General features: G+C 38.3%; 22 protein-coding genes and 1 riboswitch. Of the genes, 20 read left to right on the top strand and 2 right to left on the bottom strand.

The features are described 5' to 3' along the window. Positions 1–7: 7 nt before the first annotated feature. The 14 genes from ribH (at position 8) to V7108_RS10815 (ending at position 11,957) form a co-directional block, all read left to right on the top strand. Entirely contained in the window at positions 8–475 is a 468-nt protein-coding gene (gene ribH, locus V7108_RS10880; RefSeq protein WP_335514179.1) for a 6,7-dimethyl-8-ribityllumazine synthase, read from the top strand. Positions 476–547: 72 nt separating this feature from the next. Then, a riboswitch (cobalamin riboswitch) is annotated at positions 548–738 on the top strand. Positions 739–896: 158 nt separating this feature from the next. Next, entirely contained in the window at positions 897–1,859 is a 963-nt protein-coding gene (locus V7108_RS10875) for an ABC transporter substrate-binding protein (RefSeq protein ID WP_335568231.1), read from the top strand. Further along, positions 1,825–2,886: a FecCD family ABC transporter permease gene (locus V7108_RS10870; protein WP_335568230.1), complete on the top strand. Its 1,062-nt coding sequence runs from the start codon at positions 1,825–1,827 to the stop codon at positions 2,884–2,886. The genes V7108_RS10875 and V7108_RS10870 overlap by 35 nt, the downstream gene beginning before the upstream one ends. Positions 2,887–2,889: 3 nt before the next feature. After that, on the top strand, positions 2,890–4,356 hold the full coding sequence (locus tag V7108_RS10865) for a heme ABC transporter ATP-binding protein (protein ID WP_335568229.1): 1,467 nt from the start codon (positions 2,890–2,892) through the stop codon (positions 4,354–4,356). After that, positions 4,353–5,336: an adenosylcobinamide-phosphate synthase CbiB gene (cbiB, locus tag V7108_RS10860; RefSeq protein ID WP_335568228.1), complete on the top strand. Its 984-nt coding sequence runs from the start codon at positions 4,353–4,355 to the stop codon at positions 5,334–5,336. Before V7108_RS10865 ends, cbiB begins: the two co-directional genes overlap by 4 nt. Continuing rightward, positions 5,293–6,390: a threonine-phosphate decarboxylase CobD gene (cobD, locus tag V7108_RS10855; protein WP_335568227.1), complete on the top strand. Its 1,098-nt coding sequence runs from the start codon at positions 5,293–5,295 to the stop codon at positions 6,388–6,390. The genes cbiB and cobD overlap by 44 nt, the downstream gene beginning before the upstream one ends. Continuing rightward, positions 6,351–6,923 (top strand): bifunctional adenosylcobinamide kinase/adenosylcobinamide-phosphate guanylyltransferase, encoded by a 573-nt coding sequence (locus V7108_RS10850; RefSeq protein ID WP_335568226.1) that lies wholly within the window; start codon positions 6,351–6,353, stop codon positions 6,921–6,923. The genes cobD and V7108_RS10850 overlap by 40 nt, the downstream gene beginning before the upstream one ends. Beyond that, positions 6,920–8,425 (top strand): cobyric acid synthase, encoded by a 1,506-nt coding sequence (locus V7108_RS10845; RefSeq protein ID WP_335514201.1) that lies wholly within the window; start codon positions 6,920–6,922, stop codon positions 8,423–8,425. Before V7108_RS10850 ends, V7108_RS10845 begins: the two co-directional genes overlap by 4 nt. Beyond that, complete coding sequence (gene cobS, locus V7108_RS10840; protein WP_335514205.1) at positions 8,422–9,210, top strand: adenosylcobinamide-GDP ribazoletransferase; 789 nt, start codon at positions 8,422–8,424, stop codon at positions 9,208–9,210. The genes V7108_RS10845 and cobS overlap by 4 nt, the downstream gene beginning before the upstream one ends. Beyond that, positions 9,180–9,779, top strand: coding sequence for a histidine phosphatase family protein (locus V7108_RS10835; RefSeq protein ID WP_335568225.1), 600 nt, complete (start codon positions 9,180–9,182; stop codon positions 9,777–9,779). Before cobS ends, V7108_RS10835 begins: the two co-directional genes overlap by 31 nt. Further along, positions 9,731–10,171, top strand: coding sequence for a bifunctional adenosylcobinamide kinase/adenosylcobinamide-phosphate guanylyltransferase (locus tag V7108_RS10830; RefSeq protein ID WP_335568224.1), 441 nt, complete (start codon positions 9,731–9,733; stop codon positions 10,169–10,171). Before V7108_RS10835 ends, V7108_RS10830 begins: the two co-directional genes overlap by 49 nt. 4 nt (positions 10,172–10,175) lie before the next feature. Further along, complete coding sequence (locus V7108_RS10825; RefSeq protein WP_335518775.1) at positions 10,176–10,760, top strand: cob(I)yrinic acid a,c-diamide adenosyltransferase; 585 nt, start codon at positions 10,176–10,178, stop codon at positions 10,758–10,760. Beyond that, positions 10,750–11,244, top strand: a complete 495-nt coding sequence (locus tag V7108_RS10820; protein ID WP_335568223.1) for an ECF transporter S component — start codon at positions 10,750–10,752, stop codon at positions 11,242–11,244. Before V7108_RS10825 ends, V7108_RS10820 begins: the two co-directional genes overlap by 11 nt. Further along, positions 11,241–11,957, top strand: a complete 717-nt coding sequence (locus V7108_RS10815; RefSeq protein WP_335568222.1) for an ATP-binding protein — start codon at positions 11,241–11,243, stop codon at positions 11,955–11,957. Before V7108_RS10820 ends, V7108_RS10815 begins: the two co-directional genes overlap by 4 nt. A gap of 26 nt (positions 11,958–11,983) precedes the next feature. Here V7108_RS10815 and V7108_RS10810 read toward each other — a convergent pair whose 3' ends face one another. After that, entirely contained in the window at positions 11,984–14,086 is a 2,103-nt protein-coding gene (locus V7108_RS10810; RefSeq protein ID WP_335568221.1) for a transglycosylase domain-containing protein, read from the bottom strand. Between the two features lie 168 nt (positions 14,087–14,254). Here V7108_RS10810 and V7108_RS10805 point away from each other — a divergent pair, with 168 nt between their 5' ends. Further along, positions 14,255–14,521 (top strand): phage holin, encoded by a 267-nt coding sequence (locus tag V7108_RS10805; RefSeq protein ID WP_335518785.1) that lies wholly within the window; start codon positions 14,255–14,257, stop codon positions 14,519–14,521. Between the two features lie 446 nt (positions 14,522–14,967). Here the strand turns inward: V7108_RS10805 and V7108_RS10800 are convergent, their stop codons facing one another. Beyond that, positions 14,968–16,260, bottom strand: coding sequence for an ATP-binding protein (locus V7108_RS10800; protein ID WP_335568220.1), 1,293 nt, complete (start codon positions 16,258–16,260; stop codon positions 14,968–14,970). Between the two features lie 265 nt (positions 16,261–16,525). Here V7108_RS10800 and V7108_RS10795 point away from each other — a divergent pair, with 265 nt between their 5' ends. The 5 genes from V7108_RS10795 to V7108_RS10775 all read left to right on the top strand — a co-directional run bounded on the left by V7108_RS10795 (position 16,526) and on the right by V7108_RS10775 (position 21,183). Next, positions 16,526–17,458 (top strand): manganese-dependent inorganic pyrophosphatase, encoded by a 933-nt coding sequence (locus tag V7108_RS10795; RefSeq protein ID WP_335518790.1) that lies wholly within the window; start codon positions 16,526–16,528, stop codon positions 17,456–17,458. 145 nt (positions 17,459–17,603) lie between these two features. Then, positions 17,604–18,017: a MerR family transcriptional regulator gene (locus V7108_RS10790; RefSeq protein WP_335518793.1), complete on the top strand. Its 414-nt coding sequence runs from the start codon at positions 17,604–17,606 to the stop codon at positions 18,015–18,017. A 63-nt stretch (positions 18,018–18,080) separates the two neighbouring features. Beyond that, positions 18,081–19,403: a hemolysin family protein gene (locus V7108_RS10785; RefSeq protein WP_335568219.1), complete on the top strand. Its 1,323-nt coding sequence runs from the start codon at positions 18,081–18,083 to the stop codon at positions 19,401–19,403. Positions 19,404–19,579: 176 nt separating this feature from the next. After that, positions 19,580–20,359 carry a 2-keto-4-pentenoate hydratase gene (locus V7108_RS10780; protein WP_335568218.1) on the top strand — a complete coding sequence of 260 codons (780 nt, stop codon included), beginning with the start codon at positions 19,580–19,582 and terminating at the stop codon, positions 20,357–20,359. A 239-nt stretch (positions 20,360–20,598) separates the two neighbouring features. Continuing rightward, positions 20,599–21,183, top strand: coding sequence for a copper resistance CopC family protein (locus V7108_RS10775; protein ID WP_335568217.1), 585 nt, complete (start codon positions 20,599–20,601; stop codon positions 21,181–21,183). Positions 21,184–21,185 lie beyond the last annotated feature (2 nt).

Genomic DNA, 21,185 nt, shown 5'->3' with positions numbered 1-21,185 from the left:
TAAAAAAATGAAAAATATTTATGAAGGTAATTTAGTAGGTTCTGGTTTAAAGATAGGAATCGTAGTTGGGCGTTTTAATGAGTTTATTACGAGTAAATTACTTAGCGGTGCACAGGATGCTCTAAAAAGACATGGGGTAAGCGAAACAGACGTGGACATCGCTTGGGTGCCAGGTGCATTTGAAATTCCATTAATTGCTCAAAAAATGGCTAATAGCAAAAAATATGACGCGGTTATTACATTAGGGACGGTAATTCGTGGTTCCACACCACATTTTGATTTTGTTTGCAGTGAAGTGGCCAAGGGTGTTTCTAAAATTACCCTAAGCAGCGGTATTCCTGTTGTTTTTGGTGTTTTAACAACGGATTCCATCGAGCAGGCTATTGAGCGTGCTGGAACGAAGGCGGGGAATAAAGGCTGGGATTCTGCAACTGGAGCCATTGAAATGGCAAACTTATGCAGAAGCTTTGAATAATAAATTTTATGAAGAATTTTGTAATAAAAAGATTCCATTTATTCCGCTTTCCTATATAATTGGTTTATCATAATAAAATATTATTGAATAGGTGCTGAAATTCTATCAAGAATTTTTAGCTTAAAAGGGAAGTTTGGTTAAAAGCCAACGCGGTCCCGCCACTGTAAATGGGAGCAACCTGCAAATTGTCACTGTCAGATGATGGGAAGACGCAGGAAGCAATGACCATGAGCCAGGAAACCTGCCTAATTCTTGTGCGCCAAAGACACCTACGAGGATAGGGGTGTGGACGACTAGAATCATTTTACATTTTGTATGGATCTATTCAAACCAACATCTCTACGCTGCCGTAGAGATGTTTTTTTATAAATTTTTGGCTGCATATTTTATATGATGAGATTACTACATAGGAGGAAACACAATGAAAAAATTAACTACACTTCTTTTTCTGCTAATGTTAACAATAGGAGTATTAGCAGCCTGTGGGGAACAAAAAGAACAGGTGAAAGAGCAGAACATTGGGAATACTAGTAAAACTGCGGAAACTGCTTTTCCGGTTACCATAAAAGACGCATTAGATGATGAAGTAACCATTAATCAAAAGCCGGATAAAATTGTATCATTAATCCCAAGTAATACAGAGATTGCTTTTGCCATAGGACTTGGAGAAGAAATTGTTGGAGTCTCCAATTTTGATAATTATCCTGAAGAAGTTACGGCCAAAGAGAAAATTGGCGACCTGACTGTAAATATTGAAAAGATTATTTCATTACAGCCCAATTTAGTGTTAGCCCACGCGTCAACTGCCCATAACATAACAGAAGGACTTCAACAGTTAAGAGATTCTGGAATAACTGTCTTAGTTGTGAATGATGCACAAACTTTTAATGGAGTTTATGATTCCATTGCCATGATAGGGAAAGCTACTGGTGCAACAAAAGAAGCGGACAGCCTAATAAAAGATATGCAAGCTAAATTGGCTGAAATAAAAGACAAAGCTGCAAAAATAACGGAAAAGAAAAAGGTACTAGTTGAGGTTTCACCTGCACCGGATATTTTTACTACAGGGAAAAACACTTTTATGGATGACATGATCGGTCTAATCAATGCCGAGAATATTGCAAACGATCAAGAAGGCTGGATTAAAATAGATGAAGAAGCGATGATTACACGGAACCCAGATGTAATCATTACTACTTACGGATTTTATGATGATAAAGCTGTGGAAACTGTCTTAGAGAGAGCAGGATGGGAAAATGTGAATGCGATTAAAAACAAGCAAGTTATTGATGTCGATTCTGATCGCGTAACACGTTCAGGTCCAAGGATTGTAGAAGGAGTAGAGGAACTTGCAAAAGCTGTCTATCCAGAAGTTTTTAAATAATAAGTTCATAGCTTATCTGGCAGCAGGAAGCTTCCTCGTTCTTTCATTATTATTAGGAATATCAATAGGAACCGTTTCGGTTCCTATCTTTACTATTCTTCAAATTATTGCCGCAAAATTAGTTGGAATTATTTCACTTGATCAAATCGATCCTATGTTCTCAAGTATCGTCTGGAATATTCGTTTACCACGGGTTTTACTAGCTGGAATCGTAGGGGCATCTCTAGCAATTGCAGGAGCAGCTTTTCAAGGTCTACTAAGGAATCCATTAGCAGATCCCTATACGTTAGGAGTATCTTCTGGAGCCTCGGTCGGAGCTGTGTTGACTTTGTTTTTTCAACTTTCCATTCCATTTGCGGGTTCATTTACACTGCCATTATTAAGTATTCTATTTTCATTTCTTACCATTTTTTTTGTACTTGCTTTTGCCCGCAAAATTGAACGTTCCATGAAGGTTGAAACCATTATTTTAACAGGCATTATTTTTAGTTCTTTTCTTGGTGCAATCATTTCGCTCATGATTGCATTAACAGGTGATGAGTTAAGACAAATTATTGGCTGGCTTTTGGGAAGTGTCTCCATGAGAGGCTGGGAATACATAAAGATTATTTTGCCATTTTTTATTTTAGGATCGGCGATACTTATTTTTAATGTTAAGGAATTAAATGCGATGTCCTTTGGGGAAGAACGTGCACAGCATTTAGGTGTAAATGTTCAAAAAAGAAAACTGATGATCTTGACTGCGGGATCCATTTTAACAGGAGCTGCTGTTGCGGTTTCAGGCACAATTGGTTTTGTTGGCCTGGTAATTCCGCATTTATCGAGATTATTATGGGGACCGGATCATAGGCATTTACTCCCTTTATCGATTATAACAGGCAGTGGATTTTTAATCTTGGCAGATCTCATTTCGAGAACGATTATCTCTCCTGTCGAGTTACCCATTGGGGTCATTACTGCATTAGTTGGTGCTCCAGTTTTTGCATTAATCCTTTTGCAAAGAAGAAGGAAGGAAAGAAGTGAATAAAGCATGCTAAACGTTCAACAGGTTTCTGGTGGATATTCGAATGAAGCAGTAGTGAAGGAAATTTCCTTTGAAGTCCAAGCAGGAGAGTTATTTGGGATAGTGGGGCCGAATGGAAGCGGAAAGACCACTCTTTTAAAAATGATCAGCGGTATCCTGCCAATTACCAAAGGTAACATTTATATTAGGGAAAAAAAGATACAGGATTATAGTACCAAACAGCTGGCACAAATTGTTGCGGTTTTATCTCAGCATTCGTCGCAATCATTCTCATATACAGTAAAAGAAACGGTTTCTCTTGGTCGATACGCACACCAAAAGGGCTGGTTTCAAACATGGGAAGATTCAGACGAGGAAATCGTTCAAAAAGTGATGAAGCAGACAGGGATATCAGCTTTTCAAAATAAAAATATTCAGCAATTATCTGGGGGAGAAAAACAACGGGTTTTTCTGGCTCAGGCGCTTGCACAAGAACCTAAAATTTTATTGCTGGATGAACCTACAAATCATTTGGATTTGTCTTATCAAAAGGAATTGCTAGATTTACTCAAATATTGGACCACAGAAAGTGGTTTGACAGTCCTATCTATCTTTCATGATTTAAATCTCGCAGGCTTATATTGTGACAGAATCCTATTGCTCGAAAACGGAAACATCCATATCAATCATATCCCGAACGAGGTTCTAAGGGAAGAAAGAATACGCGAGGTATATCATACAGAAATTCAGAAGCAGCCACATCCTAAAGTAGCTGCACCACAATTAATGTTATTGCCTGCGTACAAAACGGAAACGGAAAGTGTTCAAATAAATGAAGAAATGCTGGAAAAATCCCATGAGCTTATCCAGCTAAAGGCCACTGTTCCGTTACGGACCATGTCATCGGGAGTGATTGGTTCAGGAACTGGCTGGCATCATACATTTGTTAATCGACATGTTGATAAGGACTACAATTGCAGCGATCATCGCCAAGAAATGGCAGACTTTCTAAAATCAAATGGGTTTGAACCATCTGAAACCGTAGGAATGATGACGGCAGTGATCCTTGATGATGTAATCTACAAATTTTTTGAACAGGACGGATTTTCATTATTCGTAGTCATCACGGCAGGAGTAGGAAACGCTGTGGATGCCTCAAAAAGTGATCAACATTCCTACAGGAGTGTGCCTGGCACCATTAATACATGGATATTCATTAACGGTGAATTAACAGAAGAGGCATTTATTCAAAGTATTATGACCGCTACAGAAGCAAAAACAAAGGCGCTTCACGATTTAGAAGTAATGGACCGGGTGACAGGCACCATTGCTAGTGGTACTTCAACGGATAGTATTTTAGTTGCCGCAACACAGGTTGGAGAAAGGTTGGAGTATGCTGGTACCATTACACCAATAGGAAAAATGATTGGAAAAGCCGTATACGAATGCACGTCAGAGGCCATTCTAAAATCTCAAAAAAGGAAACAAGTATGATCGTCTATCATTTAATAGCCATAACTTTAGCCTATTTTATTGACATATTTGTAGGAGACCCACCCAATTGGCCGCATCCTGTAAGATGGATAGGGTCGATGATTGCGTTTTTTGAAAAACGATTAAACACAGGAAAGAATAAAAAGTTAAAAGGGGTTGCAATGCTCCTTTTTGTTTTATTGATTGCATTTTCTACCGTATTAATAGTAGTTGTAATCAGTTATAAGATTCATCCAGTTGTGGGTATAGCGGTGGAAGGTATCATCATTGCGACCACCATTGCTCAGAAAAGTTTGAAACAAGCAGCTCTTGAGGTGTATGAACCATTAGGCAGAGGAGACTTGCCCTCAGCAAGAATAAAATTATCCTATATCGTCGGCCGGGACACCGAAGGTCTTGATGAAGGTGAAATTGCTCGTGGAGCTATTGAGACGGTTGCTGAAAATACAAGTGATGGGGTGACGGCACCGTTATTTTGGGCACTTATAGGCGGGGCACCGCTCGCAATGGTTTATAGGGCAACGAATACCTGTGATTCAATGGCAGGCTATTTAAATGAAAGATTTAAAGAATTTGGCTGGGCTTCTGCTAAATGGGACGACGTGATGAATTGGATTCCAAGCCGTATAACAGGGATTCTTATGCTGCTTGGTACAAAGCCTTTGGAAATAAGGTATCAAAGAGCGTGGACCATTCTTATTCGTGACGCAAAAAAACATCCTAGCCCTAACAGCGGCTGGGGTGAAGCAGCTGTTGCAGCTATATTGGGGATTCAACTTGGCGGTATCAATTATTACAAAGGAATCGTTTCGAACCGTGCCAGGATGGGGGAAGCAATAAACTCCATTCAAGCCGATCATATTATTCTGGCTAATCGAGTTATGGGTAAGACAGTTTTATTATTTATTCTATTTTTATGGATAGGTGGGATGACACTTGAATTTGCCTTCACATGGCTCCAATCCACAGTACCTTTTTAAGGCGATGGGGCGAACACTCCCCAAGCAGTTTATCGATTTCAGTGCCAATATCAATCCAATTGGTCCACCGTCTGATTTAAAGGAGAAGTGGAACGATTTTTATAATGAAATTATGGTTTATCCTGACCCGTTAGCAGTTAGGCTTAAGGATAGGATAGCTGAAAAGGAACAAATATCTGTCGATTCAATTTTAATTGGAAATGGCGGCGCTGAGCTGATTTCACTAGTAGCACGGTATCTTTCAGGAAAAAAGATCGTTGTAATCGAACCAGCATTTTCTGAATATGAAACAGCTTGTCGTGCTAATCAGTGTGAAATTCAATACCATCAATTAAAGGGGCCGAATTTCGAGTTAAATCTAGATGATTTACAAACAAGCCTATTGAATGCGGAGGCCCTATTTTTGTGTAATCCGAATAATCCAACTGGCATTCACTATACAAAATCAACGATTCTTTCTATTCTGGAGGAATGTGAAAAGCAAAATTGCTATTTAATATTGGATGAGGCTTTCTATGATTTTTTAATAGACTATGACTCCTTTATCCCTTACATAAATAGGTTTTCTAAATTAATCATTATCCGCTCATTGACAAAGATGTTTGCAATTCCAGGTCTAAGGCTGGGCTATTTGGCTGCAGCTTCGAACATCGTTACTGAACTTAGTGCACTACAGCCGCATTGGAGTATCAATAGCATTGCCTTACTGGCTGGTGAACTATGTATTGTAAATAATGAATTTATTAAAAAGACTCAAAGCTATATTAGGGAAGAACGAGAGCGGTTACTGTCGTTTTATAAGCAATATCATTTTGAGTTTACGCCTTCCAAAGTCAATTTTTATTTACTACGAGATCCTTATCTCGAGGGGCAGATGGACCTTTTTGAATTTCTTATTCAAAAAGAAATCATTCCCCGCCATACGTTTAATTTTCCTGGGTTGGATGGAAATTGGCTTCGCTTTGCGATAAAGAGCAAGGAAGAAAATAGTAAGCTAATGGAGGTGTTAAAAGAATGGCGTCACCTTCATTCATCTTCATTACCGGAGGGGTAAGAAGCGGGAAAAGCAGCTTTGCTGAAAAAATGGCGGTTGACCTGGCATTAAAAGAGGGCGGAAATTTAAATTACCTTGCAACCGGTATTGCATCCGACCAAGAAATGCGGGAACGAATTGGTAAGCATCAGCAGGATCGATCTATAGGTGAGTCAAATTGGAGAACAATCGAGAAGCCTGCACATATTGGGGAAATAGCGAATATGTTTGGCAGTCAGGATATTATTTTACTAGATTGTGTTACAACTCTATTAAACAATGAATTGTTTGCTGTTAATCAACAATGGGATGCGTCCTTTTTAAATGAAGTGAAGGAAAATATCGTGACTGGGATAAATGAAATACGGAATACTGGAAAAGTTTTACTTGTTGTTAGTAATGAAGTATTTCATGAACACTTAGCTAAAAATCAATTGGTTTTTACGTATGGTAAATTGCTTGGACAGATTCATCAGCAGTTGGTGAGTGCTGCCGATCAAGCCTATTTGGTGGAAATGGGTGTACCAATCTTAATGAAGGGGATGAGGTCGTGAAAGGAGTGATGATCCAAGGAACCGCTTCTGATGTTGGCAAGAGCCTCATTGTGACGGCACTTTGCAGGATGTTCGCCAATGAGGGTGTAAAGGTTGTACCCTTTAAATCACAAAATATGTCCAATAACTCTTATGTGACGAGAGATGGAAAAGAAATTGGTAGAGCACAAGGGATTCAGGCAGAAGCCTCAAAGATTGAGGCAGATGTTTGGATGAATCCGATTTTATTAAAGCCCCGATCGAATCAAGAGTCGGAAATTGTGTTATTAGGGAAGGTATTAAAAACACTTTCTGGAAGAGGGTACCGGGAAACGTTTTATGATAAGGGACTTGAAGTAATAAGAGAGTCATTGGAACACTTAGAGAAGCAATACGAGCTTGTGGTGATCGAAGGGGCTGGAAGTCCTGTTGAAATCAATTTAAAAGATCGAGAGCTTGTCAACATGAAGATTGCTGAACTTGCAGATGTGCCAGTTGTGCTGGTAGCTGATATAGATAGAGGCGGCGTCTTTGCTAGTATTGTAGGTACACTCGAGTTATTAGATCCTCACGAAAGACAAAGAGTAGCAGGAGTTATCATTAATAAATTCCGTGGCGATATCAGCCTATTTGAAGATGGGATTCAATGGCTTGAAAAGAAAACAGGCATTCCAGTATTAGGTGTGATGCCATATGTTGAGAATCACATGATTGATGCGGAGGATTCATTGTCATTAAACGAACAATTTTCAAACAAGAGAAAAGGAAATTTAGATATAGTGGTCATTCAGCTTCCTTTTATTTCAAACTATACCGACTTTGAACCGTTTTTGTATGAAGAGGATGTATCGATAAGGTGGGTAAAGCATGAATCTGAATTCGGAAATCCAGACGCTGTCATTATTCCCGGAACAAAAAGCACATTCCATGATTTGAATACGATAAGAGAGAAGGGGCTAGATCTTTTAATCAGCAGTCATATTCAGAAGGGCGGATATATAATCGGCATTTGTGGAGGATATCAAATTTTGTGTGAAGAAATAATTGATGAAGCTGGATCAGATACGGGAATAAAAAACAATCATGAAAAAGGATTGGGATATATTCCAGGTCGGACAATCTTTCATCAAAGGAAGGATACTCTTAGAGTGACTGGTGAGTATCATGAAGATACAGGCTTACAAGCAAATGTTCAGGTCGAGGGTTATGAAATTCATTTAGGGAAGACGGTATTGCACCAATCAGGTTGTTCCTTTTTAAGGCTGGGGAATGGTGCTGGAGAAGGCTATTTTAGCAAGAAAGGTCAAATTATTGGAACCTATCTTCACCATCTTTTCCATAATGACCATTGGAGAACTCAATGGTTAAACTTGATTCGCAAAAGCAAAGGATTGCCGACAAAAGAAGTTAAATCAATAAATGATTTTAAAGATAAAAAGTATGATGACATCGCCTCGCAAATGAAAGCACACTTAAACTATGATCGGTTAAAAGAGATTATCCATCAGTGGGGTTCAGCATGAACAAACTACTGAAGGGCCTATTAATAGATATACAATTCTTTACGGCAGTTCCAGTTCCACTTGAATTACCTATGGATGAACCACATTTAAAAAAAGCAGTCCAAGCCTTTCCTTTACTCGGATTGATTCAAGGGTTTATTTACGCATTGCTCGTTTATTTTCTTTTGGAATTTACTCCTTTTTCCAATTTGGCTACAGCATTCCTGCTCTGGCTTACCACCATTCTACTAACCGGTGGAATACACTTGGACGGCTGGATGGATGCGAGTGACGGTTATTTTTCTTACCGGGATCAAGAGAAAAGGCTTGAGATTATGAAGGACCCTCAAACGGGGGCTTTTGGTGTCATTTCTGTCATTGTTTTGTTAAGCTGTCGTTTTCTTTTTATCTATGAGATTACAGAATATGTTCATTTCTTATCTTATATTCTGATTGCGGCCATTCCCTTTTTGAGTAAAAGTGTGATGGGTGTTCTGCTGGTAACAGTGAAATCTGCGAAAAAGGATGGATTAGGTGCTTTATTCCAACATGCTGCCACCCCCAAGGCATTATGGATCTATCCAGTGTATATTATAGGGCTACTAGCACTAGCCTTTTACATTAATGGAGGACAGCCGATTGCCACTTTAATACTTGCTGCCTTCGTTTTTCTCCTTTTTTGTCGTCTAAAGGCTGTTAAATGGTTTGGCGGGATAACAGGCGATGTTTTAGGTGCAGCTGTAGAAGGGACTGAATTGGTTTTATGGATGACACTGTGGTTATTACATTATTTCGTCATGGGCTGACAGAAGAAAATAAACGTAAAGCTTATTTAGGCTGGAAGGATTCACCCTTATGTCCTGAGTCAATGAGGATTGCGATAAGTAACAGATATGAGCTTTATTTTTCGAGTGATTTGCAAAGATGTATAACGACAGCAAAGCTCCTTTTTCCGGAAGATGAAGTAACAATCTTACCAGAATTACGAGAAATGAATTTTGGTATATGGGATGGAAAAACCTATGATGACTTAATAGATGAAGAGGTTTATCAGAAATGGCTGTCTGATCCTTTTTTTACTAGTCCACCAGGGGGAGAAACCTTTCAACATTTCACAAAAAGAGTGGACATTGGGTGGGAATTGATCTCACAACAAATGCTCGGAGGTAACCATAAAAGCTGTAGTGTTGTCACCCATGGCGGAGTTATTCGGTATTTATTAAGTAAATTTGCACCAATACAAAGAGATTTCTGGAGCTGGCAAACACCACATAATCAAGGCTATGAGCTTATTTTTGCTCGCAAAGCATTAAGGAGGGGAGAGAGGTGCATTTCATTACAGGAGGTGCCTTTAACGGTAAAAGAGGATGGGTAAAAAAAACGTACGGAGATACAGCCTTATGGATTTCGGCATATCAGGAGACCCCCTTACCAACAGATATTTTTCAAATAGACTGTGATTTGCTCGTTTTAGAAGGGATTGAAAGTTGGGTAAAGGATTTAACGAAAACCAATGACTCATACAGATGTCGTGAAATTTGGAATCAAACCATTAATCAGTGGTGGATGTGGGAACAGGAAAAGCCCGAGCGAAAACTAGTAGTTATCGGTACTGATATTTCAAAAGGAATTGTCCCGGTGGACAGAGAAGATAGAGTATGGAGGGATATCACAGGCTGGGCCTATCAAGATCTCGCAGCAAGAGCTGATAAATTAGATATTATTTGGTATGGATGTAATCAAACTATTAAAAAAGTGGAGGAATGAATCAATGAGACTTTATACACGAACAGGTGACAAAGGAAAAACAAGCATTATTGGAGGAAGAGTTGACAAGGACAATATTCGAGTGGAAGCTTATGGAACCGTAGATGAAGTAAATTGCTTTGTGGGGCAGGTGGTTACTGAGCTTGAAGTGGAAATATTTTCAGATGTTTTAGCAGATTTAGAGAAAATTCAGCATGAATTATTCGATTGTGGCGGAGATCTTGCCAATGTTTCTGATAAGTACGAGCTTAAACTTCAAAAAGAATCAATTGAGTACTTAGAAACAAAAATTGATGAGTACATTAAAGAAGCACCAGAACTAGAAAGGTTTATTCTGCCAGGTGGAACAAAGCCTGCAGCTTCCATTCATATTGCAAGAACTGTGACACGACGAGCTGAGAGATTAGTCGTTACCTTACTAAAGCAAGAAGAAAAGACGCCTGAATTAGCACTGCAATATTTAAACCGATTATCAGACTATTTCTTTGCACTAGCCAGGGTGGTAAATTATCGTTTGAATGTAAAAGATGTAGAATATGTAAGAAGTGCAAACGTATTTAGAGATGGTAAGCGTAAAGATGAAAAGTAGGCTGCTTCCTTTACTCGCGTTGTTCACAGCATTATCTGCTGTCGGCGCTGCCATTAAGATTCCTGCCATTGTTGGCAGTGTTGCGTTTGATGTATTTCCAGCCTTAATTGCTGCCGCTTTATTAGGCGGTGGTGCGGGTGCCATTGTCGGACTTCTAGGTCATCTGTTATCTGCCCTGCTTGCGGGATTCCCTTTAGGTCCCATGCATGCTTTCATCGCAATCGAAATGGCAGTCCTTGTATGGATGTTTGGGCGGTTTTTTCAAAATGGAAAAAAAACAACAGGAAGCATCTTGTTTATTCTTGCGAATTCTTTTATAGCGCCAATCCCGTTTATATTTTTATTGAATTCAGCCTTTTATCTAGGCATCGTTCCATCTCTGATCATTGGTTCGTTCATTAATACCGTCATCGCTCTAGTGGCGATCCCTCGTCTTAGTATTCTAGTCCATCAAAACCGTAACAACAGAGAGGTAAAGCTATGAGGGATGTTATTACCATTCCGCTACACGGTGAAGAATCACTTATTATCGCAACTGATAATAGCGGTAGTATTGGAAGGAAGGAACAAGACCAGGTAAAAGTTTCATACGAAACCGTTGCTTATTATTCCTTTCGGGTTGCTGTTATGGAATGTATTGCAGCAGGCGGGAAGCCATTCTCTGTGGTCCTTCATAATTTTTGCGGAAATGATGCTTGGGGAGAACTTGTAAAGGGAATTAAAAAAGGCTTAAAAGAATTAAACCTGCAGGATGTGCCGATAACAGGGAGCACAGAAAGTAATTTTCATTTGCAACAATCTGCCATAGGCGTAGTTGTTCTTGGTAAAAAGCAGGCAGATAAAGAAACGGAGCTTCATTACTCACCCCGCTTTAAATTGGCCGTAATTGGCAGTCCATTGGTTGGGAATGAAGTGGTGGATTTCGGAGATCAGGTTGCTCCTTTATCGATTTTTTGGGAAGTATCGAGCCTAAGGCAGGTTAACATTTGGCCAGTCGGCTCCAAAGGTATCTTGAATGAATTGAATCAAATGTTTCGGACATTGTCATTTGCTAAGGATGATATCGGAATTAATCTTGATGTCCTAAAATCATCCGGCCCATCGACCTGCTTTATTGTTGTTTTTGAGCAAGACCAGGAAGAAGAAATAAAAAGCTTGGCAGCAGGATATTTTCACCCCTTATCAGTTAATCGGTAAAAAATTAAGCACGCCACTTGGGCGTGCTATTCTTTTAGGCTTTGAAGCTTCTGGATAATGGAATCAATGCCTTTTCCAATTGATATCACCGCATCCCGAAAGCCCTCTTTTAATGCAGGGGCCTGTTCCTTAAGCTTTTCACCTAGTTTTTGCGCGTTTTCGTTTAATTCTTTGCTGATTTGCTCTGCTTGCTTCTTCATTTCTTCTCTTGTTTGTACTTTTCCAGCTAACTGATCATTAATGGAAAGGACATCAAACTTTTCATTTGGTAAATGTAGCAATGACTCTTTCATGATTTCTTTAAAAATCGGTACCACATTTCCTGAACTGCTGCTTGGCAAGTAATGCTCTCGGTCGGTTTGATCATATCCAATCCATATGGCAGCTACCAAGTTCGGGGTATATCCAACCATCCATTGATCCTTAGTCCCGCTAATTTCAGGAAAGGGAAGCTGGGTTGAGCCTGTTTTTCCGGCAATTTGCACATTTGGAATATGAGCATTTTTTCCGGTTCCGGATTCTACCACATTTTGAAGCATGGATGTCATAACATCAGCGTTTTTCTTAGAAGTTACCTTGGTCGTTTTGGGTTTATGTTCAGCAAGAATATTTCCGGTTGGGCCAACAATTTTCGTAATCAGGTGGCTGTCCTGCCGCTCGCCGCCATTAGGAAAAACAGTGAATGCATTGGCTAATTGCTGAGGAGATATTCCTTTGCTCATTCCACCTAACGCAATGGCGAGATTTTTATCTTCTTTTTCTACTGGTAATCCAAAGTTCTTGAGGGAATTTAACCCTTTCTCAAGGCCAATTTCATTCAAAAGCCAAACGGTTGGGATATTTAACGATTCCTCCAATGCTTTATACAACTGAACCCTGCCCTGATAGGTTCTTGAGAAGTTTTCAGGCTTGTATTCACCGAATGAAGTAGGCTCATCGATAAGCTCCGAATCGAATGTATAACCTTCCTCAAGCGCTGGAGTGTAAACCGCAAGCGGCTTAATGGTAGAACCTGGCTGTGCTCTTAATTGTGTTGCACGGTTAAATCCTCTAAACGTATGCTCACCGCGCCCGCCTACTAGTGCTAGGACTCCACCTGTTTCTGGGTCCATTAGAACCGACCCGCTTTGGACCATCTGATCTCCTTTTCCTTTCGGGAAAAGGGCTTTATTATTGATTACCTTTTCGAGTCCAGTTTGGAGGTTTTGGTCTAATTCGGTATAAATTCGATAGTTTCTAGTTAAAATCTCTTCCTGTGTTAATCCGTATCTAGATATTGCCTCATTTAATACTGCATCAACATAATAAGGATATTTACGCTCAACAAAACTGCCGCTGCCGCTATTAATTTTAATTTTTTCATTAATAGAAGCATTGTATTGCTCTTCGTTAATCATACCAAGTTCTTTCATCTTCCCTAAGACGACATTTCTCCGTTTTATTGCTGCATCATAGTTCTTTGTTGGATCAAGATAATTGGGTGATTGCAGTAAGCCTGCTAGTAATGCCGCCTCGCTAACCGTAACTTCTTGGATGGGTTTATTAAAATATCTCTTGGAGGCATTTCCAATTCCCCATGCACCGGAGCCAAAATATACTTGATTCAGGTACATTTGAAGGATTTCATCCTTTTTATAAACTTTTTCAATTTTGACTGCTAAAAATAGCTCTTCCGCTTTTCGCTTATAAGTTTGCTCAGGAGAGAGCAGTGCATTTTTTGCTAACTGCTGGGTTAAGGTACTGCCGCCTCCAGTTATTTCTCCCGCAAACAAATTGTTGAATAGTGCCCTGGTGATTCCCTTAATATCAAACCCATTATGCTCATAAAAGCGTTCATCTTCTATCGCCACCACGGCTTCTGGGATATATTTTGGGAGTTCCTCGATTTTAATGCCCTCAGTTCGATTCGTCACCACATTTGTGGCTACTTGGCTGTTTTTATCATAAATGACGGTCGGTTGGCTAAGCCCTTCCTTTAATGACTGAACATTTGCTCTCATGGCAAGCCAGCCGAAATAAACAATCGTTACAAGGACAACTATTAGGATGACCAATAATAATAGTTGTGTTAAATGCCTCTTTTTCCAAAAACGGACAATCATTTCCCAATAGGGGCGTAATTTCTCCATTTGGTCTCCTTTCCTACAAAAGGATTTTTGTTTTATTCATTATAAATTTTTTAGCGAAAAAACACCAATTATAAAAAATTTAATTCTGGGATAGAAGCGGACAACCATTTTAAGTCCAAGCATATGTTAAAAGAAAGAACGTCTAAAACATATGAAGGGGATGAGAAAATGATTAACTGGAGGGTACGGTTTAAAAACAGGAGCTGGGTTATTGCATTTGTTGCACAGCTCTTGATTGTTGCACAAATGCTTATAGGAGGATTAAATGCATTGGGCATTACCGAATTTCAATTATCAGATGCGATTCAGCAATCAATTTTAACTTTTATCAATGCAGTATTTATCATCTTGTCCATGTTGGGGCTGATTCAGGATCCAACAACGAAGGGTATGAGCGACAGCGAACGTGCAAAAACATATAAAGAACCAAATTAATATGACTAGCTAACGCTTGGATTCCACCATTTGTGTAGATTCGAGCGTTTTCTATTGATTATGTAGAAAATTGTAAATAAAAGGGGAAGGATATTTCGGAATTTTGCAGCCGCTAAAAGGTATAATTAATGTAGAAATTTCATTTCTTGTGTAGGTAATCTACTTAGAAAGGGGTTCTTGATATGTGGTTTTGGATTGGTATGTGTGTACTGCTATACATACTTTTTATTCTATTCGAGGAGATCAACTATTTGCTTTGGAATCGATACGTATACGGACCAAAAGATAAAAAACGGAGACTATGGAATAATAGAATCACATTGGGAATGATCTTTTTAATTCGATTACATCTAAGAGGATTTCGGCAAAAGTACGCCCATAAAGTAAATTCACATTAATTCAACAAAGCAATGAAAAAATTCCTTTACGATAGGTAAAGGAATTTTTTATGCTTGAACTGTGGAAGGAACGATTGCACTCTGGGTATCTTGTACCAGTGGTATGGTAATGGTGACAGTCGTGCCGACGTCTTTTTCACTTTCAAAAACGATGTGCCCCTTGTGAGATTGAACAATTTTGTAACTGACCGTTAAGCCTAAGCCTGTCCCTTTTTCCTTTGACGAATAGAAGGGTTCACCCATTTTTTGTAAACGTTCTTTGGAAATACCGCAGCCGTTATCTTTGATTGTTACGGTAATTTTACCATTTTCAGTCAGCCCTAGATTAATTGCTACTTTACTGTCTTGTTTTGATGCTTCAATTGAATTTTTGATGAGATTTATAAATAACTGTTTTAACTGATTTGGCTCACATTCAAGGATGATATCTTCCTTTGGGAAAGAAAAATCAATTTGAACATTATAGAGGTTCGCCTCTACTGCCAATAATGATATGACATCCTTTAATATCTTTTGAATGGCTACCTCTGTGTATTTTATATGCTGTGGTTTCGCTAATAGCAGCAGTTCACCAACAATGTGATTAATTCGATTCAACTCGTCTAACATAATCTGGTAATAATCTTGATGGTTATCATCTTCCATTTGCAATAACTGGACAAAACCTTTTAACGAGGTAAGTGGATTTCTAATTTCATGGGCGACACTTGCAGATAACTCACCAACAAGAGAAAGTTTTTCTGTTCTGCTCAGTCGCTCTTCTGCTTGTCTCAAAGTTGTAATATCCCTGCCAATAACCACTAATCCTTCTCTGCTTCCATCCTCATGGAATAGCGGAACTTTTATAGTATCGAATATTTTTGCAGTTCCATCTGGAAGCGGTATTACCTCTTCACAACGTGTGATTTGGCCTTTTTCCCACGTTTCCTCATCGGAAACTTCACAATATCTAAGGGCATCAGCATAGAACTCTGAGTATTGTGCTAACTCAGAGTCTTTCTTCCCCCGATAATCAACATTTTCAAGCTGAAATAATTTCAGCCCAAAATCATTGGATTGAATCCATCGACCATCGCCATCCTTAAAGTTTACAAAATCAACCATCGAGTTAATGAGGGTTGATAAACGTTTTTCTTGTTCCTTAGTGGTATCAAGTTCTTCTTTTTTGAGAATGAAAAAATAAAAAATACCACCGGTTATCAGAATATATAAAATTTCTTTTCCTCTTTCAAAATAATTAACAAGTGATGAAGGTATATAATGTGTCAGTAAATAACTACTTGCAATAAGCCAAATCAAACTGCTAATTAAGTACAGGAATACCAATTTCGTTTTCTTCATTTATTTCTCCTGTTCTCTCTGGGAAGAAAAGATTCCTAGATTTTCACGATAAATATAGTCACTTATCCTATAGTACTAAATTTTGAATGAATAGGGAATATAAGAAAAAGCTTGAAATACAAACATTTTTTAATTTTGTAAGTCATATATGCATTTTTTAACTTTATTTTTGAAACCTTTAGAAGAATCATATATAATTTCCATTAGGGTCAATCTCAGTAATGGGGCTTGTCTACATATTTTATTACGATTAGGAGTTAATACAATGGAAAAAGTACTTATTTTCGGTCATAAAAACCCTGACACAGATACGATTTGTTCTGCGATTGCCTATGCAGATTTGAAAAATCAACTTGGAATGGATGTTGAACCAGTGCGCCTCGGCAGCGTGAATGGTGAAACACAATATGCTCTTACACATTTTAATGCTAAAACTCCACGCTTGGTTGAAAATGTTGCAGCTGAAGTGAATTCAGTAATTCTAGTTGATCATAATGAGCGCCAGCAAAGTGCGAATGATATTGCAGACGTTCGTGTTTTAGAAGTAATCGATCACCACCGAATCGCTAATTTCGAAACAAGTGATCCTTTGTACTATCGTTGTGAGCCAGTAGGCTGCACAGCAACCATCTTAAATAAAATGTACAAAGAAAATGGCAAGGAAATCAAAAAGGAAATTGCTGGTCTTATGCTATCCGCGATTATTTCAGATTCATTGCTGTTTAAATCACCAACTTGTACTGCTGAAGACGTTGCGGCAGCAAAAGAATTAGCTCAAATTGCTGGTGTCGATGCCGGGAGCTATGGTTTAGAAATGCTAAAAGCTGGTGCTGATTTAAGTGATAAGAGTATTGAACAATTAATTACACTTGATGCAAAAGAATTTGAAATGGGTTCAAGTAAAGTGGAAATCGCTCAAGTAAATGCGGTTGATACAGCAGAAGTACTTGCACGCCAAGGCGAATTAGAAGCAGCGATCAATAAAAATATTGAAGAAAAGAACTTAGATTTATTCCTATTTGTGGTAACGGATATCTTAACAAATGACTCTGTTGGATTAGCATTAGGCCGTAAAGCAAATACAGTTGAAAAAGCATACAATGTTACCCTGGAGAATAATACAGCACTTCTAAAGGGTGTTGTTTCCCGTAAAAAACAAATCGTGCCAGTTCTGACTGATATCTTCAATCAGGAATAATGCCGCAAAAAACCGTTCTTGTTAAGAGAACGGTTTTTTTACAGTTATTTTTAGGGCGAATTGAAGAAAAACTGGTACGTTGACTGTACAGTTTTAAGTATGGTATATTTATAGAAACAGAGAGAGGGGTGAGTCAGTTGGGAAGTTGTATCGTATCGGCGAGTTAGCTAAGTTAATGAATACCTCCAAAAGAACAGTCGATTATTACACCCAAATAGGCTTACTTAACCCTATTCGGACGGATTCTAATTATCGATTGTATGGAGAAGATTGCATTCAAATTATGCATTTAATCGAACACTATAAAAATCTTAATATGCCTCTTGAGGAGATTAAATCTTCAATAGAGTTAATTAAGGATGAGAACTGTTTTGACAAACAAAAAGTAGAAAAGCATTTTGAGCAAATTGGTATTTTAATGCGCCATCTTAAAGAAGAAATTGAAACGATTGAACCCATTCTTGAAAAGCTAAACAGGAATCAAAAAGAAATGGTCGTAAATAAACTTTCTTCGCAAGGTGTTCCATTAGCTCAAACTTTATTGTTGTTATTAAGTTAAACATACATTTACAAAAACCAGGAGGTGTATTCCTTACTCACATATTTTTGAGTAAGGAGACCATTGACCATTATTAACTTGATTGTAATTGCAATTTTGATTGCTTTTACGGCATTCTTCGTGTCTTTCGAATTTGCCATTGTAAAAATCCGCAGTACACGAATTGATCAGCTTGTAGCAGAAGGTAATAAAAAAGCAATTGCAGCTAAGAAAATTGTATCAAATTTAGATGAATATTTATCAGCATGTCAATTAGGTATTACAGTTACAGCATTAGGATTAGGCTGGCTGGGTGAACCAACAGTTGAACACATACTTCGTCCATTGTTTACGCAATTTAACATACCTGATTCCGCATCAGGAATCTTGTCCTTTGTTATTGCTTTTATATCCGTAACCTTCTTGCACGTTGTAGTTGGTGAACTTGCTCCAAAAACGATAGCCATTAATAAAGCAGAGGCAGTTACGTTACTTTTTGCAAAACCCATGATTCTTTTTTATAAAATCATGTATCCATTTATTAAAACGTTAAACGGTTCTGCTCGTATAATCGTTGGAATCTTCGGTTTGAAGCCAGCTTCGGAACATGAAGATGCTCACTCAGAGGAAGAACTTCAATTAATAATTTCTGAAAGCTACAAGAGCGGAGAAATCAATCAGTCTGAATACAAATATGTAAACAATATTTTTGAGTTTGACGACCGTCTTGCAAAAGAAATCATGGTTCCGCGTACTGAAATCGTTGCTTTTGACAAATCACAAACGCTAGAAGAATGTTTGGAAATTGTCAAAGCAGAAAATTATACAAGATATCCAGTCATTGATGGTGAAAAAGATAACATCGTCGGGATGCTGAACATGAAGGAAGTCATGACAGATTACATTAGCGGTAAAAACCTTGATACACCGATTGAAGAATATACTCGCCCGGTGATTCAGGTCATCGAATCGATCGCCATCCATGATTTATTAGTTAAAATGCAAAAAGATCGTGTTCATATGGCGATTTTAATGGATGAATATGGTGGTACAGCAGGTTTAGTTACGGTTGAGGATATTCTTGAAGAAATTGTTGGGGAAATCCGTGATGAATTTGACGAAGACGAAGTGCCGGAAATCAATAAAATCAACGAAAACAAAACCGTTGTTGATGGTAAAGTTTTAATTGATGAAGTAAATGATTTATTTGGATTGGACATCCAGGATGAGGATATGGATACCATCGGTGGATGGGTGTTATCTGAAAAAATGGATGTCGTTGAAGGCGATAGGATTGAATATGGAGATTATGAGTTTAAAGTCCTAGAAGTCGATGGATACCATATTAAATTGCTAGAAATTGTAAAATTAGTGAAGCATGAACCACATCACGAATCAATAGCTTAAACATAGACCCTCTTTCCGCTTCCGGGAAGAGGGTCTTATTTATCGGCCAATTAAAAATATTCATACATTAAGGAAGGATTTCGGAGACACAAGTAGAAATTAGAATATATAGTTATATTTTATCGCTACATAAATATTTATTCATTCTTTAACGATAAGGAAAAGGGGTATATCTAATGACTACAAAAGTACAAGACTTCGCAGCGCAACTATTTGAAGCAGAGAGCACAAAAATTGGAATGGAACCACTTACTTCAATGGATCCATCACTAACAACTAGAGAAGCATATTATATCCAACTTGAAAACATTAATAGAAAAGTAGAACGAGGCGAGAAGATTGTTGGTAAAAAGATTGGATTAACGTCTGAAGCGATGCAAAATCTTCTGGGAGTAGGTGAACCAGATTATGGTCATTTGCTTGATAGTATGGTAGTAGAAAACGGAGGTGCGATTTCAATCAATCAGGTCCTCCAACCAAAGGTTGAAGGAGAAATTGCGTTTATTTTAAAAGAGGAGTTACGAGGTCCGAATGTAACTGCTATTGATGTCCTAAAGGCAACAGATTATATTGTTCCTGCACTTGAAATTGTAGACAGCCGGGTAAAGGATTGGAAAATCAAGCTTGCTGATACAGTGGCCGACAATGCCTCATCTGGTTTCTATGTACTTGGAGGGAAGCCGACCAAAATGGAGGATGTTGATCTTGAATTAATTGGAATGATATTAAACAAAAATGGCGAGCTTGTTAATACAGGAGTTGGTGCAGCAGCTTTAGGTAATCCAGCAACTTGCGTAGCATGGCTGGCTAATAAACTGTCGGAATTTGATATTCCACTACGAGCTGGGGAAGTCATATTATCCGGTGCATTATCGGCAGCGGAAGTAGCCCATGCTGGAGATTCATTTACTGCTAGATTTGCTCAAATTGGTGAAGTGAGTGTCACCTTTAAATAAAATAAGTTTAAAAATAACCACAGTTTCTTGTGGTTATTTTTTTGTCGAAATTCAGATTGCTAACTTTGAAAATAGTACAAATTCCCTAATAAAAAGTGATTATAGTAGGTAATTGTCGAACAATTATTAGAGGTAATTTCATAGTTTTCAATTAATATATAGTGTAATGGATTTACAACGAAAGTACTATTCGTTATTTCAATGAATAGGTATTTAGTAAAAACCAAAGGAGGATCATCTTGAAAAAATTCAGCCTGCTTATCATTTGTATGTTATTTGTGTTACCTTCTATCGTTTCTGCTCATACCCACTTATCCAGCTCAAACCCTGCAGAGGGACAGGTAGTAGTGGATGAGCTAAAAGAAATCATTCTAACCTTCGATGGGAGCATTGAAAAATTAAGCACAATGAAGGTATTTAAGGATGGAACGGAGATAACTCCACTGCAGATACAAATTGAAGCTGAGAGAATGGCTGGAACACTTGCGGAGCCGCTAGCTAATGGTGCTTATATCATTCAATGGAATATTGCCGGGGTTGATGGACATCCAATTTCAGGAGAAATCAATTTTACTGTAGAGAGAGAAGGGCAAAATACGATCACAACAAATACAAGTCCTGACTCAACAGAAAGCAGTGAGGAAAATAGGGTTGAGGTTCAGATTACTACTAGTGGTAATGGCGATAGTAACGCCAGCGAAACCCAAGTGTCAAATGATACTATGGATGATAATAGCAGTTCCAATACAACCACAATCCTGACAATCCTTGGATTCGTGATTATTTTAGGAATTGGATTACTGCTGATTAGAAGGAAGAAATAACC

It is taken from the genome of Neobacillus vireti, from assembly GCF_036962345.1.
GTDB classification, from domain to species: Bacteria; Bacillota; Bacilli; order Bacillales; family Cytobacillaceae; genus Neobacillus; species Neobacillus vireti_A.
This window is presented reverse-complemented; position numbering and strand designations above follow the sequence as displayed.

Bases quoted from the DNA above. Each gene is read 5' to 3' on its own strand.
- ribH (WP_335514179.1), top strand. From the start codon at position 8: ATGAAAAATATTTATGAAGGTAATTTAGTAGGTTCTGGTTTAAAGATA.
- V7108_RS10875 (WP_335568231.1), top strand. From the start codon at position 897: ATGAAAAAATTAACTACACTTCTTTTTCTGCTAATGTTAACAATAGGA.
- V7108_RS10865 (WP_335568229.1), top strand. From the start codon at position 2,890: ATGCTAAACGTTCAACAGGTTTCTGGTGGATATTCGAATGAAGCAGTA.
- cbiB (WP_335568228.1), top strand. From the start codon at position 4,353: ATGATCGTCTATCATTTAATAGCCATAACTTTAGCCTATTTTATTGAC.
- V7108_RS10850 (WP_335568226.1), top strand. From the start codon at position 6,351: ATGGCGTCACCTTCATTCATCTTCATTACCGGAGGGGTAAGAAGCGGG.
- cobS (WP_335514205.1), top strand. From the start codon at position 8,422: ATGAACAAACTACTGAAGGGCCTATTAATAGATATACAATTCTTTACG.
- V7108_RS10825 (WP_335518775.1), top strand. From the start codon at position 10,176: ATGAGACTTTATACACGAACAGGTGACAAAGGAAAAACAAGCATTATT.
- V7108_RS10820 (WP_335568223.1), top strand. From the start codon at position 10,750: ATGAAAAGTAGGCTGCTTCCTTTACTCGCGTTGTTCACAGCATTATCT.
- V7108_RS10815 (WP_335568222.1), top strand. From the start codon at position 11,241: ATGAGGGATGTTATTACCATTCCGCTACACGGTGAAGAATCACTTATT.
- V7108_RS10810 (WP_335568221.1), bottom strand. From the start codon at position 14,086: ATGGAGAAATTACGCCCCTATTGGGAAATGATTGTCCGTTTTTGGAAA.
- V7108_RS10805 (WP_335518785.1), top strand. From the start codon at position 14,255: ATGATTAACTGGAGGGTACGGTTTAAAAACAGGAGCTGGGTTATTGCA.
- V7108_RS10800 (WP_335568220.1), bottom strand. From the start codon at position 16,260: ATGAAGAAAACGAAATTGGTATTCCTGTACTTAATTAGCAGTTTGATT.
- V7108_RS10795 (WP_335518790.1), top strand. From the start codon at position 16,526: ATGGAAAAAGTACTTATTTTCGGTCATAAAAACCCTGACACAGATACG.
- V7108_RS10780 (WP_335568218.1), top strand. From the start codon at position 19,580: ATGACTACAAAAGTACAAGACTTCGCAGCGCAACTATTTGAAGCAGAG.